An 18045-nucleotide genomic window follows, 5' to 3' on the forward strand; every position below is an offset into this window, starting at 1 on the left:
GATCAACGGTCAGAAAGGGATACGACCACGCCAAACAGGTGCACAGTCACGCCGAGTTCGCTGCGCTGTTGCAGCAGAATCGGCGCGGTACCACCGGGCATGACCACCCGCACTTCCCCCGCTTCAACCCAACCCACCCGCCATGCTGCACACGCCACCGCACTGGCGCTGGTGCCGGATGACGCTGTCGGCCCTTCGCCACGTTCAAACACCCGAGCGAGAATCGTCTGCGGCGACGCCAGCGCGGCCCATTGCAGATTGACGCCCGCCGGGCAGGGATTGCCGGCACCGGTGGGCATGGCGTAGGCAATAGCGGTCAGCCGTTGGTTAAGGGGTGATTCACGCATCTGCTCGTTGCTCGGCAAAGCAGCCGCATCGCTGAGCAGCGTTACGCAGTGAGGATTGCCGATGCGTACGAATTGACTGTGCGTCCAGTCGGGATTGAGTTGCGCCAAGGGCTGGACGTGGCTGACGTTCCGACTATTAAACTGAATTCTCTCAACCGCCTGCGCACCCACGGCATCCGGCCCGAATTCGGGCTGGCCGAGATCCAGCCAGAAGCCCTGCACCCCTTCTACATCAGCCGGTTTCACCGAGGTTTCCACTGCTGCGCCTTTGTCATGATGAACGCGCAACACTGCGCCCTCCTCCGGCATCAACCCCTGATCGGCCAACGCCTGAGAAAAAATCGTCAAGCCGTTGCCACTGCGCTCGGCGAGGGAGCCGTCGGTGTTGACGATCAACACATCGAACGGCGCCGAAGTCTGGAACGGGCCGATCAGCAGGCCGTCGCTGCGGTGGGGTTTGCTGTCGGCCGGGCGCTGGCCTTCCGGCCAATCGCAGCACCGGGCGATGGCGGCTTCGCTCCAGCGCTGCCGAGATGCGGCGCAGTCGTCGGCGCCTGTCGGCAAAGCGATTCCGGCCTCGCGCAAGGCTTGGGGCGAAACCACTCCGTAGATATTGCCGCGTGCGTCGTAGAACTTCGTCATGCCTTGTTCCCGTATTCCATGCTGGCGAAAATCCGACTGTAAACCGCAAACCAGTGTGGGAGCGAGCCTGCTCGCGAAGGCGGTGCGTTAGTCGACAATTCCATATTTGACCCACCGCTTTCGCGAGCAGGCTCGCTCCCACAGGTCATGCTGTGCAAGGATGTCCACCGCGCCAACCCGACACTCGCGATCGAACCTCAACGCCGTCAGAATGTCACTCGGGATGCAGTTGTTTTTTTGCCAAGGATCGATATGACCAGCCTCAGCCCCCAAGACACCTTCGTCCCCGGACGCCTGGAACAGATGTCCACGCGCGTTGCCTTTTTCATTGCCGGCCTCGGCATCGCCGCGTGGGCGCCGCTGGTGCCGTATGCCAAGGCGCGGGCCGGGCTGGATGAGGGCACGCTGGGGTTATTGCTGTTGTGCCTGGGTGTCGGCTCGATTCTGGCGATGCCGCTGGCGGGGATTCTCGCCACGCGTTTTGGTTGCCGACGCGTGGCCACCGGCGGCACCTTGCTGATCTGCGCGGCGCTGCCGTTGCTGGCGACGGTGTCATCGATCCCGGCGCTGATCGCCACGCTGTTCATGTTCGGTGCCGGCCTCGGCACGGTGGATTCGACGGTGAACCTGCAAGCCGTGATCGTCGAGCGCGCCAGCGGCAAGCACATGATGTCGGGGTTTCACGGCCTGTTCAGCCTCGGCGGCATTGTCGGTGCGGCGGGCGTCAGCGCCCTGCTCGGCCTCGGGCTGACACCGCTGGCAGCGATGCTCGTCGTCGTCGTGTTGCTGATCGGCGCCTTGCTCAAATGCGTGCCGCACATGTTGCCCTACGGCAGCGAAAGCTCCGGCCCTGCGTTCGCGATTCCCCATGGCATCGTGCTGTTTATCGGTGGCATGTGCTTCATCGTTTTCCTTACCGAAGGCGCCGCACTGGACTGGAGCGCAGTGTTCCTCGCCCAGGAACGCGGGATCGACACGGCTTATGCGGGAATGGGTTACGCAGCGTTTGCCCTGACCATGACCGTGGGCCGTCTGCTGGGTGATCGCATCGTGCGCAAGCTGGGGGCCACGCGGATCATTCTGTTCGGCGGTCTGTTGGCGGCGGCGGGGTTGTTTCTCGCCACCTTCGCGCCGAGCTGGCAAGCGGCACTGCTCGGTTATGCGCTGGTCGGCGCCGGTTGCTCGAACATCGTGCCGGTGCTGTACACGGCGGTGGGCAAGCAGACGGTGATGCCGGAGAGCATCGCGGTACCGGCGATTACCACGCTGGGTTATGCCGGGATTCTCGCCGGGCCGGCGGTGATCGGTTTTGTCGCCCATGCCAGCAGCCTGAGTTTTGCCTTTGGATTGATGGCAGTGTTGCTGGTGGCTGTGGCGATCGGCGGCAAAGTCCTCAAAGTCTAAAAGCTTCGCGAGCAGGACGTAGCCAGATCGTTCCCCACGCTCTGCGTGGGAATGCCTCAACGGACGCTCCGCGTTCGGCTTTGCAAGGGACGCGGAGCGTCCCGGGCTGCATTCCCACGCAGAGCGTGGGAACGATCAAGCCTTAGAAGCCTACGCTGGCCTGCACGAAGAACGTGCGCGGTGCGCCGACATACATCCCCGAGTTGTTGTCGCTGGAGCGGGTGAAGTATTGCTTGTCGAAGACGTTCTTCACCCCGGCACCGAGCTTGAGGTTCGACACCTGCGGACCAAAGTCATAGCCGCCGCGCACGTTCCAGGTCACGTAACCCGGGATGTCGCCGTACTGCCCGTCCGCCGTGCCTTCAGTGATGTAGTTGCCATTGAAGCTGCCATCCGCATTCACACCGGTGCCCGGCGAACGCTGTTTCGATTGGGCGAAGCCATCGATGTTGTACGTCCAGCGGTTGATCTCGTAACGCAATCCGACCGTCGCAACCTGCCGCGAATAGAACGGCAGATCGCGGCCCTTGAAGCCGGGGATCTCGCCTTCATAGGTGGCGCGCGTGTAGGTAAAACCGGCGTTGGCGGTCAAACCATCGAGACGCGGATCAAGGGCGGCCATGTCGTAGTGCGCCGAGGCTTCGATGCCCTGGTGCTTGGTCGCGCCGAGGTTGGTCCAGCCGACGTCGTTGCTGATGTATTGCAGTTCGTCATCGAAGTCGATGTAGAACAGCGTCACCTCGCCGCCCCAGACATCATCGTTGTAGCGCGTGCCGATCTCGTAGGTCTTGGCCTTTTCCGGCTCCAGACCGTTGGCGGTGCTGTCACCCGAACCGCCCTGGCCGAGCTGAAAATACTGCAGGCTGCCGAACGAAGTTTCGTAATTGGCGAACAGCTTCCAGGCATCGGACAGGTGATACATCACGCTCAGCGCCGGCAGCGGCTCATTGCTTTCGATGCTGCGGTTTTTCTCCGGGACCGGCCGGCCAGCGGTGTCGAGCACGGCGCGGTCGTGCCAATCGGTGCTGATGTGTTCGAAGCGAATGCCCGGGGTGATGGTCCAGTTGCCGACGTCGATCTTGTTGTCGACATACACCGAATTGGCCTCGGTACCACCGGTGCGATCCTGGAACACATGGCCGTCGGAGGTCGGCGTGACCACCGGCTGATTGTTGACCAGCGCCAGACGACTCGACTCTTCGTGCATGGCCTCTTTCAGATAGCGATAACCGACGCTGACTTCCTGAGTGGTCGGGCCGACATCGAACACCCGCGACACGCGCGGTTCGATGCCGAGGGTGTAGTAGGAACGCGGGTATGAGCTGAGGGTGCGCTGATCGCGCGCGGCGATGGTACTGCCGCGAAAGCTGTCGGTGTAGTAGGTGAGGATTTCCGCCTGAGTGCGCTCGTCGATCTGGCGGATCCACTTGAACGACACGTCTTTGCGCCGGCCTGTGAACTGGTCGTAGTCACGCACCGATTCGTACGGTTTGTCGTCGTACTGACGCTGGGTCAGACCGCCGGGCATGTCGGCGCTGGCGTCGTAATAGTGGAAATTGAGACTGAAATCGTCCTGGTCGGTCGGCGCCCAGTGCGTCTTGAGCAGCACGTCGTCGATGTCGTTGCCGTTGTTGCGCTCGCGATAACCGTGACCGTTGACGCCGGAGTACAGCAGCGCGACGCCCATGCCGTTGTCGGCGGTGCCTCCGAGGAATGCGGTGTCGATGTGTTTCCAGCCGCCGTACTGAGTGGTTTCCAGCGTTGTGCCGATTTCGCCGGTGGTTTTCTCCGGGATCGCGCGGGTCACGAAGTTGATCACGCCGCCGACGTTCTGTGGCCCGTAGCGCACGGAACCGGCGCCACGCACCACGTCGATGCTGTCGAGGTTGCCCGAGGAAATCGGCGCCATCGACAGTTGCGGCTGGCCGTACGGAGCAAACGCGGCAGGTACGCCGTCGATCAGCACGGTCGAGCGTGGCGACAGGCGCGAAGTCAGACCGCGTACGCCGACGTTGAGGGAAATATCACTGCCGCCGGTGCCATTGGAGTCCTGCACCTGCACGCCGGGCACGCGTTTGAGCACGTCGCTGACGTTCATCGCGCCCTGCTCGACCATCGCTTCGCGGCGAATCACCGTGCGTGCGCCGGGGTGGTTCTGCACCACCGCCGCGTCGGCGTCACCGAGCCAGTCGCCGACCACTTTGATGTCGGTCACGCCGAGCTCCAGCGGGCCGTTGCTGGCTGCGGAGGTAGCGGCTGGGGCGAGCGTCACCGAGCCTTCATTGATCTGATAATCGAGACCGCTGCCCTGCAATAGCTGCCGCAAAGCCTGCTCTGGCGAAAGGTCGCCGTCGACCGCTGACGCCTGTTTGCCGGCCACCAGTTCGGGGCTGAAAAACACCTGCAGCGAGGTTTGCTGGCCCAGCTCGCTCAAGGCCTGGCCCAGCGGTTGCGCGCGGATATGAATGGCTTCAGCGGCAAACGCCAACGGCATCGCGGCGCTGACCGCCAGCGCGAGAGCCAATGGCAACCAAGGGGATTTTTTATTGTGGTGGGTGGTGATGTTCACGTCGTACGGAGTCCTGTGGATCGCAAGAGTGTGCGGCTGTTAATGCAAACCAGTTGCAGTTGAACAGGAAGACGATGAACGGGGAAAAAACCTGAATGCTATCTGGAAATTATTTCCTGACTGCCATCGGCGAGGGTGCGCACCGTCACCGGCAGGATGCTCGGCAAGGCTTTGAGCAAGGCGTCGGTGTCGTCGGATTTGAACACGCTGGTCAGGCGCAGGCTGGCCACGTTCGGCTGGGATACGGTCAGCGGTTTGTCGCGATAGCGCGATACTTCCGCCGCTACTTCGCCGAGGCTGGCGTTGTTGAACACCAGCTTGCCGTTGCGCCAGGCGGTCAGTTCCGCCGGGTTGACCGCGTAGGCCGGCAGGACTTTGCCCTGGGCATCGACCGCGGTGCCGAGGCCTGCGGTGAGGTTGATGAATTGGTTGTCCGGGGCAGCACTTCCCTGCACTTTCACCGTGCCCTGCTCCACCGCAACGCGGGTTTGCGTGGCATCGCGGCGCACATCGAAACGCGTACCGGTGACTGTGACCTTGCCGCTGCCGGCTTCGACAATAAACGGACGCGAGGCGTCGTGTTCAACACTGAACATCGCCTCACCCGCGCTCAACTCGATAACTCGATGATCCTGCTCATAACGCACCAGCAAGCGGCTGCGACTGTTCATGTCGATCACCGAGCCATCGGGTAACGCCACATGTTTGCGCTCGCCCAGCACGGTGGCGAATTCGGCGCGGTAACCGCCCGGCTGATTCAAACCACTGAACAGGCCAAGTCCCAGCGCCACGGCGAGGACACTCGCGGCGACGGCATAATGCAACAACGGCCGGCGTTCGCGGCGAGGTGGCGGAGTTTCGGCAAGCGCCATGAGGCGAGAAGTCGGCAACAGATCAGCCGCGGTCCACATGCCTTGCAGCAACTGGAATTCCTCACGGTGCTGCGGATGCTCGTTCAACCAGGCGTCGAACCGCTGCCGTTGCTCGACGCTGACATCCGGCTCCTGCAGACGCACGAACCAGGCCGCCGCTTCGTCACGCACCGCCGTTTGCCCACAGGCGCAATCACCCGTTTCCATCATGGAATGTCCTGTCCGGCTGAGAATGAAAAGACGCGAGCGCTCATGATTGCAAGCCATCCAGCCGCTCACGCAGATGCCGCAGGGTGCGGATCATATACTTTTCGACCATGTTCTTGGACAGCCCCAGGCGCTCGGCGATTTCTGCCTGAGTCAGGCCTTCGATCTTCTGCCAGACAAAGATCTTGCGGCAGTTGAGCGGCAGCTCGGTGAGCGCGCGTTCGATGGAGTCGGCCAACTGGATCGCGTGCATGTAATGCTCCGGATCGCCCGCTGACGACGCAGTGTCCTCGACCGCCTCCGACTCCATGACGCCCCGCCGGTCCTCCCGCCGATAACCATCGACCGCGATATTGCGCGCGGTCTGATGCAGATACGCACGCGGCTGCTGCACCGCCGCCGAATCCGCCTCGAGCACCCGCACAAAGGTGTCGTGCGCCAGATCCTCGGCCTGCGCGCGATTGCGCAGGCGCCGAGTCCAGGTGCCGATCAACTCTTCGTAATGCTCGAAAAAGCCGGATCTGCGGGAGCGCATGGGGGATGGGCGGCGTGGTGAGAAAGGGGCGTGAATAGTAATGCTTCGTATTAAGACAAAGCAATGCACGCTGTGATGGTGTTCTTGATGCGCAAGGTGCAACCACCGACGACGCCGAGCTCCGATGGGCATTGAGCAGGTCCCTGTGGGAGCGAGCCTGCTCGCGAATGCGGTATGTCAGCAACGATGATGGTGACTGACACGTCGCCTTCGCGAGCAGGCTCGCTCCCGCAAGGTAAAAGCGTGAATATCTCAGGCCTGCGGCAGTTTGCGGAAGCCCACCGCCAGGCGATTCCAGCCGTTGATGGTGTTGATCGCCACTGTCAGGTCAACCAGTTCCTTCGGTGAAAACTGCGCAGCGACGACTTCATAGTCTTCGTCCGGCGCGTGGGTCAGGCTCAGTTGTGTCAGCGACTCGGTCCACAGCAGCGCGGCGCGTTCACGCTCGCTGAAGAACGGCGCTTCCCGCCATGCCGTTACGGCGAACAGGCGGCGCGGGGTTTCGCCGTCCTTGATCGCGTCGGCGGTGTGCATGTCGATGCAGAATGCGCAGCCGTTGATTTGCGAAGAGCGCAGCTTGACCAGTTCGAGCAGGCTCTTTTCCAGCGACAGTTTCGAGACGGCATTTTCCAGCGCCATCATCGCTTTCATGGCATCAGGGGAAGCGGTGTAGAAATCGGCACGAGATTGCATGGTGGGCTCCGGGGTAGCGATTGAATGTATGGCTACGTTAGTCCCCGGGGGTGGTTCGGCAAATAGCCAATATTGCAGAAGAACGGTAGGCCAGTTGGCGCGGCGACTGACCGCTCGTCACTCGACGGGCACCAAGGTTTCAGTGCGCAAGACCAATATCAGGTAATCCCCTTTATCAGGAGACGTACCATGATGACGCGCAAATTCACTTCGTTATTGTTGGCCGGCCTGCTCGCCACGGCGTCCGCCGCCAGCTTCGCGGCCAATGACAGCATCGATGCGACGGGCACCAAGTCCGGCGGCGCCAGCAGCTCGACCATGCCGCCAGACAACACCCCGGGCTCGCCATCGGGTGGCAGCGGTTCTGGCGGAACCAATAACGGCACCGGCACCGGTACTGGCTCGGGAACGGGTACCAATGGCGGCGCCAGCGGTTCGGGTTCCGGCGCGGGCGGTGGCACCGGTTCGGCCGGCGGCGGCACGGGTGGCGCGGGCGGTGGCACGGGCGGCTGAACGAACAAGAGCCATCCCGGATAGTCTTGAGTCCATCACGAAACAATGTGGGAGCGAGCCTGCTCGCGAAAGCGGTGTATCAGTCAACAAATATGGCGACTGACATGCCCTCTTCGCGAGCAGGCTCGCTCCCACTTCTGATTCATGTCGATTGAAAGAATCAGCGATCCGAACGCATCAGCTCGGCAAAAGCCTCTTCAGCTGCAAACACCGCCGCGCGATTGCGCCCGGCATTTTTCGCCTGATACAACGCCGCGTCCGCGCGCTGGATAAACACTTGCGGGCTGTCGTTGCCGTGCGGAATAAACGCATAACAGCCCAGGCTCACGGTGAGATAACCGGTCGGCGAGCCGCTGTGGATGATGTGCTTGTCGATCACGCTACGGCGAATCTGCCCGGCAATCGCCAGCGCACCGTTGATGTCGGTGTCCGGCAGCAGCACGGCAAATTCTTCGCCGCCATAACGCACCGCCAGATCCGACTTGCGCTGGCAGCAGGCCTTCACCACTTGCGCCACCTGCGCCAGGCATTGATCGCCGGCGACATGGCCGTAAGCATCGTTGTAGCGCTTGAAGAAATCGATATCGAGCATGATCAGGCTGACCGGACTGACCTGCCGCGCGCCACGGGCAAACTCAATGTCCAGGGAACGCTCGAACAAGCGCCGATTGGCCAACCCGGTAAGGCTGTCGTGGGTGGCGATCTGCTCCAGCGCCCGTTGCGCCTTGCGTAGGTTATTCTCGATACGCTCGCCGTCGCGCACCTGATGAATGAACACCCAGCCGAACAGGCCAACCCCGAGAATCACCAGCGCGACAATTACGCTGGACTGAAACGCGCGGTCATACCAGCCCTGCAGAATCGTGTCTTGCGACGTCGCCGCAGAGACCACCAGCGGATACGAGGCGAGCTGTCTATAGCCGTACAAGCGGGTCACGCCGTCGACCACGGAGTTGAGCATCGCGGTGCCAGCGTTAGCGTTCGGCAGCAGGGTTTGATAGATCTCGCCGTGGGCCACCGAGGTATTGATCAACGACTCATCAAAGGGCCGTCGTGCCAGCAAGGTGCCGTCGGTCAGCGCCAGAAACATGATGCCGCTGCCATCGAGGCTGAAGCTTTTGAAGAACTGATCGAAGTAGGACATGCGGATGCCCGCCATCAGCACGCCCTGAAAGTTGCCGAGCTGGTCGTTCACGCGTCTGGAAATCGGGATGATCCATTCGCCGTTTTCGCGGCTGCGAATCGCCGGGCCGATGTGCGCAACGGTCGACGCATTCTGCTGATGGAACTTGAAATAGTCGCGATCGGCCACGCCATTGCCACGAGGCAGATCAGCGAACGAGGTGATGATCCACTGCCCTTCGCGATCGAAGAGAAAGATGCCATGCAGCTGATCCAGTTGCTGCGCGCGGCGGGCGAAAATCCGCTGTAACCGGGGTCGCTGCGCCGTCCCGTAACCATCGTCCTGAATCCAGTCGACCAGGCTGGTCATCACCAGATCCGCCGCCCGCACGGTGTCCTCGGCCTGCTGCGCCATGGCCCGGGTCAGGTTGCCCGAGGCCATCTTCGCCACTGCCAGATCCTGACGCCGCGACTGCTCCAGTTGCAGGTACAGCAGACCGCACAGGCACAGGCTCACCGCAACGATAAACAGCACCGCCGCTTTGCGAAGCGGCAACCGTTTGAGCGTGCCGGGGGCCTGATGCGGATCGTGAATGGGGATTGGCAAAAGCATGTCCTGGGCAGGTACGACAGGGGCGCGAGCTCGAAACCCTTGTATGTGTGAGCGTAGCCCACCGGGATGTACCGGGCAAACGCCCGCCTCCCGCCCAGTTATCGGCGCGTCGCGAGTTTGGATGATCGCTTTTCGTCGATTTATTTACGATTGCTTCTTTACGGTTAATCAGTTGTGCAGGGCCAGCCGCCGCATCGCGCTGGTCAGGTGTGCGCGGGCACTTTGCGCATCGCCTTCACGCATCTGTTCATAGGCGCGCTGCGCAATCGCATGAGGCACCGGTTTCAATTCGCGCTGAGTGGCCATCGCCAGCAGTTGCACCTGCGCGGCGCGTTCCAGGTAATACAGATCGTCCCAGGCTTCGGCAATGGTCGGCGCGGCGACAATCACCCCGTGGTTTTTCAGAAAGAGAATGTCGGCGTCGCCCATGACGCTGGCGATGCGGTCGCCTTCCGATGCGTCCAGCGCGAGGCCACTGTAATCCTCGTCCACCGCTGTGCGCCCGTAAAACTTCAGCGCAGTCTGCCCAAGCCACAGCAGCGGCGGGCCTTGCAACAGGCACAACGCGGTGGCGTGGGGCATGTGCGTATGGAACGCGACTTTTACCCGTGGCAGTTGTTTGTGCAGGCGCGCGTGGATGTAGAAGGCGGTCGCTTCGGGCTCGCCATCGCCATCGACCACATTGCCGGCGAAGTCACAGACCAGCAAATTTTGCGCTGTCACTTCCGAAAAAGCGTAGCCGTATGGATTGACCAGAAACAGATCATCATGCCCCGGCAGCATCGCCGAAAAATGATTGCAGATGCCCTCCTCCAACCCGTGCAGCGCGGCCAGTTGAAAGCACGCAGCGAGTTCGTTGCGGGCGGTGATGATCGCCTCGGTGTCCAGGTTCAGCGTTGCGCTTGGTCTGGCTTTGCCAGTGCCGCTCAAGATATGAGCCATGGCAATTCTCCTTAGGTCCAGCCGAGGGATTTGAACAGCGGCAGCACTTGATCGAGGCTGGACAGGATCGCGTCGGGGCGATAGTCCGGCAATAACTGACGACCCGTGCCGCGATCGATCCACACGCATCGAAAGCCCATGTCCCGCGCCGCTGTGTGATCGAGCATGGGGCTTGCGCAGATGTGCACCACTTCATCCCGGGTCACGCCCAACTGCGCATGAGCATAGTCGAACAGACGGGGCGCCGGCTTGTAGGCGCCAGCCTGTTGCGCGGTGATCACCCGGTCGATATGGCCACCGAGTTGCGCGACGTTGCCGGCAATGATGTCGTCGTCGGTGTTGGAGACGATGCACAGCTTGAAGCCGATGGCTTTGAGCTGCGCGAGGGTGTCGACCACTTCGGCAAATGGCGGCATGTTGGGGATGGCTGACGCCAGGCGTTGACTGTCCTCGGGCTGGCTCGGCAAGCCCAATTCTTCCAGCGCCAGTTGCAGGCCGAGGGTGCTGAGTTCGCGAAAGGAACGGTGCGGCGGTGTTTGTTCGAGACGATGCTCGTGACGGTCGTAGACTTCGATCAGCTTAGCGGCGTCGACTGCGTGCTCGCCCTTGTCGCTGAGCATTTTCTCGACCACGGCTTTCAGTCCTTCATCCCACTGAATCAGCGTGCCGTAGCAATCGAAGGTCAGCCAGTGCGGGCGCGGCGTGTTGTTCAAGGTCATCGGTCGATTCCTCCAAAGTGAGGATTTCAGCTTATGAGCGTGCGGTGATAGTGAGAAATTAAATAAATCCGCTATCGTCATTCGCAAATCCACTATCAGGAACGCCGCCATGCTGGATCTGGAATTGCTGAAAACCTTTGTCTGCGTAGTCGACGAAGGCAGCTTCACCCGCGCAGCGGAACGTGTGCACCGCACGCAATCGACGGTCAGCCAGCAGGTGCGCAAACTCGAAGATCTGGTCGGCCACCCGCTACTCCTGCGCGACCGCACCGGAGTGAACGTCGCGGTCACCGAACACGGCGAACTGCTGATCCACTATGCGCGCCGGTTACTGGCGCTGTCCGCCGAAGCCACGCAAGCGCTGGCCAGCGACGTCGACCTGGAAGTGCTGCGCATCGGCATGCCGGAAGACTTCGACGCCCGGCGCATGGCACTGATCCTCGCCGGTTTCACCCGCAACCATCCGCAAGCGCGCCTGGAAACCATCAGCGGCATGAGCCTCGACCTGCGCCAACGCCTCGACGCCGGCGACATCGACATTGCCCTGATCAAACGCGAACCCGACAGCGGCCCGGCATGGGCTACCTGGCCGGAACGACTGGTCTGGGTCAAAGGCACCGAATTCGACACCTCCAGCGGTGTGCTGCCGCTGGCACTGTTTCCGCAGGGCTGCCTGTACCGACAACGGGCGATTCGCTTGCTCGATGTGGCGCAGCGACCATGGCGAGTGGCGTTCGGCAGCCACAGCCTGACCGGGATACAAGCGGCGGTGGCGTCTGGGTTAGGGATTTCGGTGTTGCCGGTTTCGGCGCTATTGCCGGAGCATGAGGTGTGTACGGATCTGCCCGATCTGGCGCCGACGGAACTGGCGCTGGTCAGCCGCGAGGGAGTGTTGAGCGGGTTGCAGCGGGGGCTGGTGGAGTTTTTGCGTGGGGAATTGGGGGTGGATGCGGGGGGATTTGCGTGAGTCCCCCCCGGGGTTGTTTATTCGGGTTTGTTGATTTCGCGGAGCAGGTCGGCGGTGGGGATGTTCATGGTGTTTGAGTAGTAGGGTTTGTAGCCGAAGGCGGTGATGACGACCTTGCAGGGGATTTGGGTTTTGTTGGCGAGGAGGTTGTTCAGCTCCGCTACGGACAAATGTCTTTCCGAACTTTGATCGCTGGAAGTTTCACTCATGAAGGCTCGGGTGAAGTAAGCGAATTTGCCACTCTCGCTTTTTGCTTTGTCGGATCTGATCAAGCCGTATGAGGAAAACCGAATGCCTTTGCCTACTGAGAAATCCTGATCGTCAGCCAAAGCGCATTTGAGCATGCCTGAGATAATTCCTTCCCGCTCGCCTAGTCCAAAAAGATCCAGAATATCAACATCAGACTGATATTTGATTACGTATAAAACAGACTGCTCTCTTTCAACTGACATGAATTTCAGGTGAGCGGCAGGCATAACATGGTCTTTGGCGCATCCCGAGCAAATAGCCAGAAACGCGCAAAGCAACGTCTTGTTCATGCTGGAAACTCCTTCATGATCGAGTCGAAGAGAAGATCACTCGCCGTTTTTCCCCCGGCGATACGCGCGGTAAACAAACCCAAGGCATTAGCGTGATTGGTGTCAACATTGATGTTCAATGAAGGTCCGCATGAAATTGTCCATTTCTCGCCAAAATCCGCGACTCCGTCTGATGAGTTTCTTCTGGATGGCGTTGCCTTGACGTTTATCCAATCATGAGCGACTGGATCAGGAGCGCCAAAGTAAATGTCTGAGCCAGCCCAGACCAAAGCCCCCTCACCCACCGGATCAAGGGTAATTAACATTTGAACTCTGTAATTCCAATCCGACATTAACTTCGTCAGGTGCGCGCCATTCCACCCACCGAGGCTATGCCCAATGATGTATACGGGACAGCTCTTGTAGGGAATCAGACTCAGGACGTACCGCTGGATATCCTGCTTTCCTTTGACTTGGTTGTAACCTAACCAGTCCGACTTGTATTTCCCTTCCCTCGCAAGCGTTAAAGCTCGCTCATCAAATTCCTTGCGCGCCTCTTGGATGTTTCCATAAGGCCCAGAAAAGTAATAACTCTCCTTATCCCCAGCCCCGCCAATAAAAAGCACGATCGCCTTGGTACTTTCCACCGGCACAGGCTTGGCGCTGACATCCTTCTTGTCGGTCAGCGTATGCTCCTTGTGCAGCTTGTAAGTGTTGCCCTTCGCGCACGTTACCGTCTCAGCCGTCATTGCCTCACTCCTCCAGAAACAGCTTGATGGTTTCAGGCAGGTGCGAACTGACTTCATGGGTAAATCCGTCGGCATCAGACACGCCATGCTCCATGCGCCCGTCGGCGCGCTGGATCATGTAGGGATGGTTGGGCATCGGTTCACCGGTCACATCGTTGACCAGTTTCAGCTTGTCGGTGAAGTGCACCGGCATCGGCAGCAGACCACTGAAAGGCGCCGCGATTACGGTGTCGCCAATGATCACCGTGCCTGAACCGCCGATGACAACATTGCCGTGGCCACCGGTGCTGTCCAGCGTCGCCGCGTTCAAGCCATTGATGAACACGGTGCCAGATACAGCGCCGCTGATTGCGCTGCCGCAAGCGGACTTGTCGGTCATGCGCGCAGCTGCCAGTCCGTCGAAATTCACGTTCGGCGAGCCGCTGACGATCGGGTTGGTGCCGTGTCCCGGCAACGGGCAAGCGGTGGGGTCGGTGACGCGGGCAGCGGGTTTTCCGCTCATGAACAGCTCCTTGCAATGTGTCGTGCAGATCCTTTGAGGCGCGCAGCATGCGCGAATTTGCCAAGCGCTACAAATCGTCAGGCAAAAAAGAGGCGCTCATGCGAGCGCCTCTTTTCATAGGCTGTTACTGATGCTCACCGTACCGGCGGCACCCGAATATCCCCCGCCCGACACTGAGTCTTCACCCCTTTGCCACAGGCGCCGAATTGCAAATCCCTGTCCATGCACACCCGCACTTCCGACAGCTGCGGGCCGCTGCAAACCACCGCAATTCCGTCTTCGGGAATACCCGGATTGGCCTTGCGAAACAGATCGACAATCTCCTGCGCTTCGAAGTAGTACGACGTCGAGCCGAACGGCTGTAACGCCTGCGGAATCTTCACCGCGCCGAGGGCCTGATCGGACTGGTCCAGATAGCCCACCGCGCCCAGACCGCTGCAGGTACCGTGCTTGGACCATTCGTGATCGAGGAGTTTTTTCGTCGGGTACATCGTCAGGCCCTTGCTGGTTTCTGCCGCCGATAGCCTGGTCAGCGGCGGACAGGATTCTGGCCAGCCGCCCTTGGCGTATTGCGGCCACAAACCATGCAGGACAAAACCGTAACCCTTGCCGGTGCACTGCGCATCGTCCTTGTGCGTCAGACAAAAAGTCGGCGACCAGGACAGCGCCAGCAGGTAGTAGTCGAACACCCCCGCCACCGATTCCGCCTGCGCTTTGTTCGATGACGACTGACGCGCCGAACTCAAGCCGATGCTACCGGCCGTCAGCGCGATCAGCGCCAGAATTGTAAACAGCTTTTTCATTCACCCGTTCCTTGGGACGCCTGCGTCCGTGGTTTTCGTTGTTGGCCAGACCTGGCCAGTGCTGATTTCGACACGCTTGTATTGCAAGCGCATGACGCAAGGCAAGGCCCTGCGCCGTGCAAACGTCTACGCTGAACAGGCAGACATCCAACAAGGGAACCGACATGAGTAAAGCAGACGAACTCGCCGCCAGACTCAAGCAGACACGGCATACCCAGGCTGATGCGGCGCTGGAAATCGATTGCTGGCCTGCTCAGGTGTACGACTTGTACCACCGCATCGAAGCCTGGCTACAGCCAGTCACCGAAGTAGGACTGAAGATTCGGCGCAATCCTACGCACGTTTGCGAAAGTTCGCCGGACGGCGAAAGCCACGACTACGCCATCGATCAGTTGGTGATCGAAGCGAACGATCACAGTCTGATTTTCGATCCGATTGCGCGGTTTACCGAGGACGGTTGCGGACGTGTCGAGATCAAGGTGCCGGGACGTGATCAGTCGTTGCTGCGCACGGTTGACGAGCATGGCGAAAGCCATTGGTGGTTGCAGACTATCGAGACCGGCCAGGAGCTGGATGCGATCGCGCTGACGGAAAACAATCTGCTGCAGGTGGTGCAGCAAGGGTTGAGCCTGTAAGCCGCCCAGGTTAACTGACAAAACTGTAATGTTTGCCTCAGCCAACTGAAAGCCGGGGCTGGCTAGTCTCTCTGTCATGAGCCAGACGGGGATTTCCAGCGCATGCCTTCCATTCTCACAAGACGCACTTTTGTCAAAGGCCTGGCCGCCGGTAGCTTGCTCGGTGGCCTCGGGCTCTGGCGGACACCGGTCTGGGCGCTGGACGGCGCCGCGCCCGTCAACGAACTGAGCGGTAACGAATTCGAGTTGTTCATCGGCGAAACTCCGGTCAATTTCACGGGTTCGGCACGCACAGCGATGACCATCAACGGCAGCCTGCCCGGCCCGCTGTTGCGCTGGCGCGAAGGCGATACCGTGACGCTGCGGGTGCGTAACCGGCTCACCGCCGACACCTCGATTCACTGGCACGGCATTCTGCTGCCGGCGAACATGGACGGCGTACCGGGTCTGAGTTTCCAGGGCATCGAACCGGGCGGCGTGTACGTCTACCAATTCAAGGTTCGGCAACACGGCACCTACTGGTATCACAGCCATTCCGGCTTACAGGAGCAGGCCGGCGTCTACGGGCCGCTGGTCATTGAGGCCAAAGAGCCGGAACCGTTCCAGTACGATCGCGACTACGTGGTGATGCTCAGCGACTGGACCGACGAAGACCCGGCCAGCCTGATGAAGACCCTGAAAAAACAGTCCGACTACTACAACTTCCACAAACGCACCGTCGGCGACTTTATCAACGATGTCAGCGAAAAAGGCTGGGGCGCCACGGTTGCCGATCGCACGATGTGGGCGCAAATGAACATGAACCCCACCGACATCGCCGACGTCAGTGGCGCCACGTATACCTTTTTGATCAACGGCCAAGCCCCCGATGACAACTTCACCTGGCTGTTCCGTCCCGGCGAAAAACTGCGTCTGCGCCTGATCAACGGCTCGGCCATGACATATTTCGATGTGCGTATTCCGGGACTGAAGATGACGGTGGTGGCTGCCGATGGCCTGCACGTCAAACCGGTCAGCGTCGATGAACTGCGCATTGCCGTGGCCGAGACCTATGACGTGATCGTCGAACCTGAAACCGAGGCCTATACCCTCTTCGCCCAGGCGATGGATCGCAGCGGTTACGCCCGTGGCACTCTTGCCACACGCGCCGGCATGTCGGCAGCAGTGCCGGCGCTGGATCCGCGTCCATTGGTGAGCATGGACGACATGGGCATGGGCGGCATGGATCACGGCAGCATGGACATGAGCGCCATGGATCACTCCAGCATGGGCCCGATGCAAGCCCATCCCGACAGTGAAAACAATAATCCGCTGGTGGACATGCAGGCCATGGTCACCGCGCCAAAGCTCGACGACCCAGGCCTCGGCCTGCGCAACAACGGCCGCCGAGTGCTGACCTACGCCGACCTGCGCAGCACCTTCGAGGACCCGGACGGCCGCGATCCGAGCCGCACGATAGAGCTGCACCTGACTGGCCACATGGAGAAATTCGCCTGGTCGTTCAACGGCATCAAATTCTCCGATGCCGAGCCTTTACGGCTGAAATACGGCGAGCGCATCCGCCTGGTGCTGGTCAACGACACCATGATGACCCACCCGATCCACCTGCACGGGATGTGGAGCGATCTGGAAGACGAAAACGGCAATTTTCAGGTGCGCAAACACACCATCGACATGCCGCCCGGCAGCCGCCGCAGCTATCGCGTCACCGCCGACGCCCTCGGCCGCTGGGCCTATCACTGTCATCTGCTTTATCACATGGAAACGGGCATGTTCCGCGAAGTGCGGGTGGAAGAATGAAGAGGCCGATCATGACTCGACTCAGCGTGTTCTCGCTGCTGCTCGCCGGCACCTCCGCCATGGCCGCCGACGCCATGCACGGCATGGACCACAGCCAGATGCCCGGGATGGATCATTCGGCAATGCAAAGCATGGACGACGGCATGATGCAGCCCGCCGCGCCCAGCGAAAGCCGCACGCCGATTCCGCCCGTGACCGACGCCGACCGCGCTGCGGTGTTCACCAGCCCCGGCGGTCATCAGGTGCATGACAGCGTTATAAACAGCTACTTTCTTGCCGACAAACTCGAATGGCAGAACGCCGATGTCGGCAGCGCTTTGGCCTGGGATCTGTCCGGCTGGATCGGCGGGGATACCGATCGGCTGTGGCTGCGCTCTGAAGGCGAGCGCAACAACGGCAAGACTGAAGACGCGGAAATTCAAGCGCTATGGGGCCACGCGATTTCACCATGGTGGGACGTGGTCAGCGGCGTGCGTCAGGACTTCAAACCCGGCGCACCGCAAACCTGGGCCGCGTTCGGCGTGCAAGGCATGGCGCTGTACAACTTCGAGGCCGAAGCCACGGCTTTCCTTGGCGAGGGCGGCCAGAGCGCGGTACGCCTGGAGGGCGACTACGACATCCTGCTGACCAATCGACTGATCCTGCAGCCGACCGCTGAACTGAATATCTACGGCAAAAACGATCCGCAGCGAGGCATCGGCTCAGGTTTGTCCAATACCGAGGCAGGCCTGCGGTTGCGCTATGAAATCCGCCGCGAATTCGCGCCTTATATCGGCGTGACGTGGAATCGCACTTACGGCAACACCGCCGACTACGCCCGCGAAGAAGACGAGGACCGCAGTGAGGCGCGCCTCGTCCTCGGGGTCAGGCTGTGGTTCTGAATTCTTCTACAA

General features: G+C 60.8%; 18 protein-coding genes. 6 read left to right on the forward strand and 12 right to left on the reverse strand.

Annotated features, from left to right (window positions below):
* Positions 1 to 2 precede the first annotated feature (2 nt).
* Positions 3 to 989 carry a diaminopimelate epimerase gene (locus HU724_RS18885; RefSeq protein WP_186566248.1) on the reverse strand — a complete coding sequence of 329 codons (987 nt, stop codon included), beginning with the start codon at positions 987 to 989 and terminating at the stop codon, positions 3 to 5.
* A 252-nt stretch (positions 990 to 1241) separates the two neighbouring features.
* Here HU724_RS18885 and HU724_RS18890 point away from each other — a divergent pair, with 252 nt between their 5' ends.
* Positions 1242 to 2393, forward strand: coding sequence for an MFS transporter (locus tag HU724_RS18890; protein WP_186566246.1), 1152 nt, complete (start codon positions 1242 to 1244; stop codon positions 2391 to 2393).
* Positions 2394 to 2535: 142 nt separating this feature from the next.
* Here HU724_RS18890 and HU724_RS18895 read toward each other — a convergent pair whose 3' ends face one another.
* The 4 genes from HU724_RS18895 to HU724_RS18910 all read right to left on the reverse strand — a co-directional run bounded on the left by HU724_RS18895 (position 2536) and on the right by HU724_RS18910 (position 7269).
* Complete coding sequence (locus tag HU724_RS18895) at positions 2536 to 4962, reverse strand: TonB-dependent siderophore receptor (RefSeq protein WP_186566244.1); 2427 nt, start codon at positions 4960 to 4962, stop codon at positions 2536 to 2538.
* Between the two features lie 98 nt (positions 4963 to 5060).
* Positions 5061 to 6044, reverse strand: a complete 984-nt coding sequence (locus tag HU724_RS18900; protein WP_186566242.1) for a FecR family protein — start codon at positions 6042 to 6044, stop codon at positions 5061 to 5063.
* Positions 6045 to 6084: 40 nt separating this feature from the next.
* Positions 6085 to 6576, reverse strand: coding sequence for a sigma-70 family RNA polymerase sigma factor (locus tag HU724_RS18905; RefSeq protein WP_024013584.1), 492 nt, complete (start codon positions 6574 to 6576; stop codon positions 6085 to 6087).
* A 252-nt stretch (positions 6577 to 6828) separates the two neighbouring features.
* A complete protein-coding gene (locus tag HU724_RS18910; protein ID WP_024013585.1) occupies positions 6829 to 7269 on the reverse strand; it encodes a carboxymuconolactone decarboxylase family protein in 441 nt (146 codons plus the stop codon).
* A 189-nt stretch (positions 7270 to 7458) separates the two neighbouring features.
* Here HU724_RS18910 and HU724_RS18915 point away from each other — a divergent pair, with 189 nt between their 5' ends.
* Positions 7459 to 7782, forward strand: a complete 324-nt coding sequence (locus HU724_RS18915; protein WP_186566240.1) for a hypothetical protein — start codon at positions 7459 to 7461, stop codon at positions 7780 to 7782.
* Between the two features lie 160 nt (positions 7783 to 7942).
* Here HU724_RS18915 and HU724_RS18920 read toward each other — a convergent pair whose 3' ends face one another.
* From HU724_RS18920 to HU724_RS18930, 3 genes are all read right to left on the reverse strand, one after another.
* Positions 7943 to 9511, reverse strand: coding sequence for a sensor domain-containing diguanylate cyclase (locus HU724_RS18920; protein WP_186566238.1), 1569 nt, complete (start codon positions 9509 to 9511; stop codon positions 7943 to 7945).
* Positions 9512 to 9685: 174 nt separating this feature from the next.
* Positions 9686 to 10459: an aldolase gene (locus HU724_RS18925; RefSeq protein WP_186566236.1), complete on the reverse strand. Its 774-nt coding sequence runs from the start codon at positions 10457 to 10459 to the stop codon at positions 9686 to 9688.
* An 11-nt stretch (positions 10460 to 10470) separates the two neighbouring features.
* Positions 10471 to 11178 (reverse strand): haloacid dehalogenase type II, encoded by a 708-nt coding sequence (locus HU724_RS18930; protein ID WP_186566234.1) that lies wholly within the window; start codon positions 11176 to 11178, stop codon positions 10471 to 10473.
* 109 nt (positions 11179 to 11287) lie between these two features.
* Here HU724_RS18930 and HU724_RS18935 point away from each other — a divergent pair, with 109 nt between their 5' ends.
* Entirely contained in the window at positions 11288 to 12145 is an 858-nt protein-coding gene (locus HU724_RS18935; protein ID WP_186566232.1) for a LysR substrate-binding domain-containing protein, read from the forward strand.
* Between the two features lie 17 nt (positions 12146 to 12162).
* Here HU724_RS18935 and HU724_RS18940 read toward each other — a convergent pair whose 3' ends face one another.
* From HU724_RS18940 to HU724_RS18955, 4 genes are all read right to left on the reverse strand, one after another.
* A complete protein-coding gene (locus HU724_RS18940; protein ID WP_186566230.1) occupies positions 12163 to 12684 on the reverse strand; it encodes a hypothetical protein in 522 nt (173 codons plus the stop codon).
* Positions 12681 to 13412, reverse strand: a complete 732-nt coding sequence (locus HU724_RS18945; protein ID WP_186566228.1) for an alpha/beta hydrolase — start codon at positions 13410 to 13412, stop codon at positions 12681 to 12683. The genes HU724_RS18940 and HU724_RS18945 overlap by 4 nt, the downstream gene beginning before the upstream one ends.
* A gap of 4 nt (positions 13413 to 13416) precedes the next feature.
* A complete protein-coding gene (locus tag HU724_RS18950; protein ID WP_225927706.1) occupies positions 13417 to 13944 on the reverse strand; it encodes a PAAR domain-containing protein in 528 nt (175 codons plus the stop codon).
* A gap of 104 nt (positions 13945 to 14048) precedes the next feature.
* Positions 14049 to 14717 (reverse strand): ribonuclease T2 family protein, encoded by a 669-nt coding sequence (locus tag HU724_RS18955; protein ID WP_186566224.1) that lies wholly within the window; start codon positions 14715 to 14717, stop codon positions 14049 to 14051.
* Between the two features lie 164 nt (positions 14718 to 14881).
* On the opposite strand from HU724_RS18955, the gene HU724_RS18960 reads away from it, so the two are divergent.
* From HU724_RS18960 to HU724_RS18970, 3 genes are all read left to right on the forward strand, one after another.
* Positions 14882 to 15352: a hypothetical protein gene (locus tag HU724_RS18960; protein ID WP_133340442.1), complete on the forward strand. Its 471-nt coding sequence runs from the start codon at positions 14882 to 14884 to the stop codon at positions 15350 to 15352.
* A gap of 102 nt (positions 15353 to 15454) precedes the next feature.
* Entirely contained in the window at positions 15455 to 17152 is a 1698-nt protein-coding gene (locus tag HU724_RS18965) for a copper resistance system multicopper oxidase (protein ID WP_186566223.1), read from the forward strand.
* A gap of 11 nt (positions 17153 to 17163) precedes the next feature.
* The gene (locus HU724_RS18970) at positions 17164 to 18033 is read left to right on the forward strand and encodes a copper resistance protein B (protein WP_186566221.1); all 870 of its coding nucleotides are present in this window, start codon (positions 17164 to 17166) and stop codon (positions 18031 to 18033) included.
* Positions 18034 to 18045: the final 12 nt, after the last annotated feature.

Origin of the sequence: Pseudomonas iranensis, from assembly GCF_014268585.2 — a bacterium.
GTDB lineage: Bacteria > Pseudomonadota > Gammaproteobacteria > Pseudomonadales > Pseudomonadaceae > Aquipseudomonas > Aquipseudomonas iranensis.

What these genes read in the sequence shown, in the direction of transcription:
- HU724_RS18885 (WP_186566248.1), bottom strand. Translation starts at nt 989, where the DNA reads ATGACGAAGTTCTACGACGCACGCGGCAATATCTACGGAGTGGTTTCG.
- HU724_RS18890 (WP_186566246.1), top strand. Translation starts at nt 1,242, where the DNA reads ATGACCAGCCTCAGCCCCCAAGACACCTTCGTCCCCGGACGCCTGGAA.
- HU724_RS18900 (WP_186566242.1), bottom strand. Translation starts at nt 6,044, where the DNA reads ATGATGGAAACGGGTGATTGCGCCTGTGGGCAAACGGCGGTGCGTGAC.
- HU724_RS18905 (WP_024013584.1), bottom strand. Translation starts at nt 6,576, where the DNA reads ATGCGCTCCCGCAGATCCGGCTTTTTCGAGCATTACGAAGAGTTGATC.
- HU724_RS18910 (WP_024013585.1), bottom strand. Translation starts at nt 7,269, where the DNA reads ATGCAATCTCGTGCCGATTTCTACACCGCTTCCCCTGATGCCATGAAA.
- HU724_RS18915 (WP_186566240.1), top strand. Translation starts at nt 7,459, where the DNA reads ATGATGACGCGCAAATTCACTTCGTTATTGTTGGCCGGCCTGCTCGCC.
- HU724_RS18925 (WP_186566236.1), bottom strand. Translation starts at nt 10,459, where the DNA reads ATGGCTCATATCTTGAGCGGCACTGGCAAAGCCAGACCAAGCGCAACG.
- HU724_RS18930 (WP_186566234.1), bottom strand. Translation starts at nt 11,178, where the DNA reads ATGACCTTGAACAACACGCCGCGCCCGCACTGGCTGACCTTCGATTGC.
- HU724_RS18935 (WP_186566232.1), top strand. Translation starts at nt 11,288, where the DNA reads ATGCTGGATCTGGAATTGCTGAAAACCTTTGTCTGCGTAGTCGACGAA.
- HU724_RS18940 (WP_186566230.1), bottom strand. Translation starts at nt 12,684, where the DNA reads ATGAACAAGACGTTGCTTTGCGCGTTTCTGGCTATTTGCTCGGGATGC.
- HU724_RS18945 (WP_186566228.1), bottom strand. Translation starts at nt 13,412, where the DNA reads ATGACGGCTGAGACGGTAACGTGCGCGAAGGGCAACACTTACAAGCTG.
- HU724_RS18955 (WP_186566224.1), bottom strand. Translation starts at nt 14,717, where the DNA reads ATGAAAAAGCTGTTTACAATTCTGGCGCTGATCGCGCTGACGGCCGGT.
- HU724_RS18960 (WP_133340442.1), top strand. Translation starts at nt 14,882, where the DNA reads ATGAGTAAAGCAGACGAACTCGCCGCCAGACTCAAGCAGACACGGCAT.
- HU724_RS18965 (WP_186566223.1), top strand. Translation starts at nt 15,455, where the DNA reads ATGCCTTCCATTCTCACAAGACGCACTTTTGTCAAAGGCCTGGCCGCC.
- HU724_RS18970 (WP_186566221.1), top strand. Translation starts at nt 17,164, where the DNA reads ATGACTCGACTCAGCGTGTTCTCGCTGCTGCTCGCCGGCACCTCCGCC.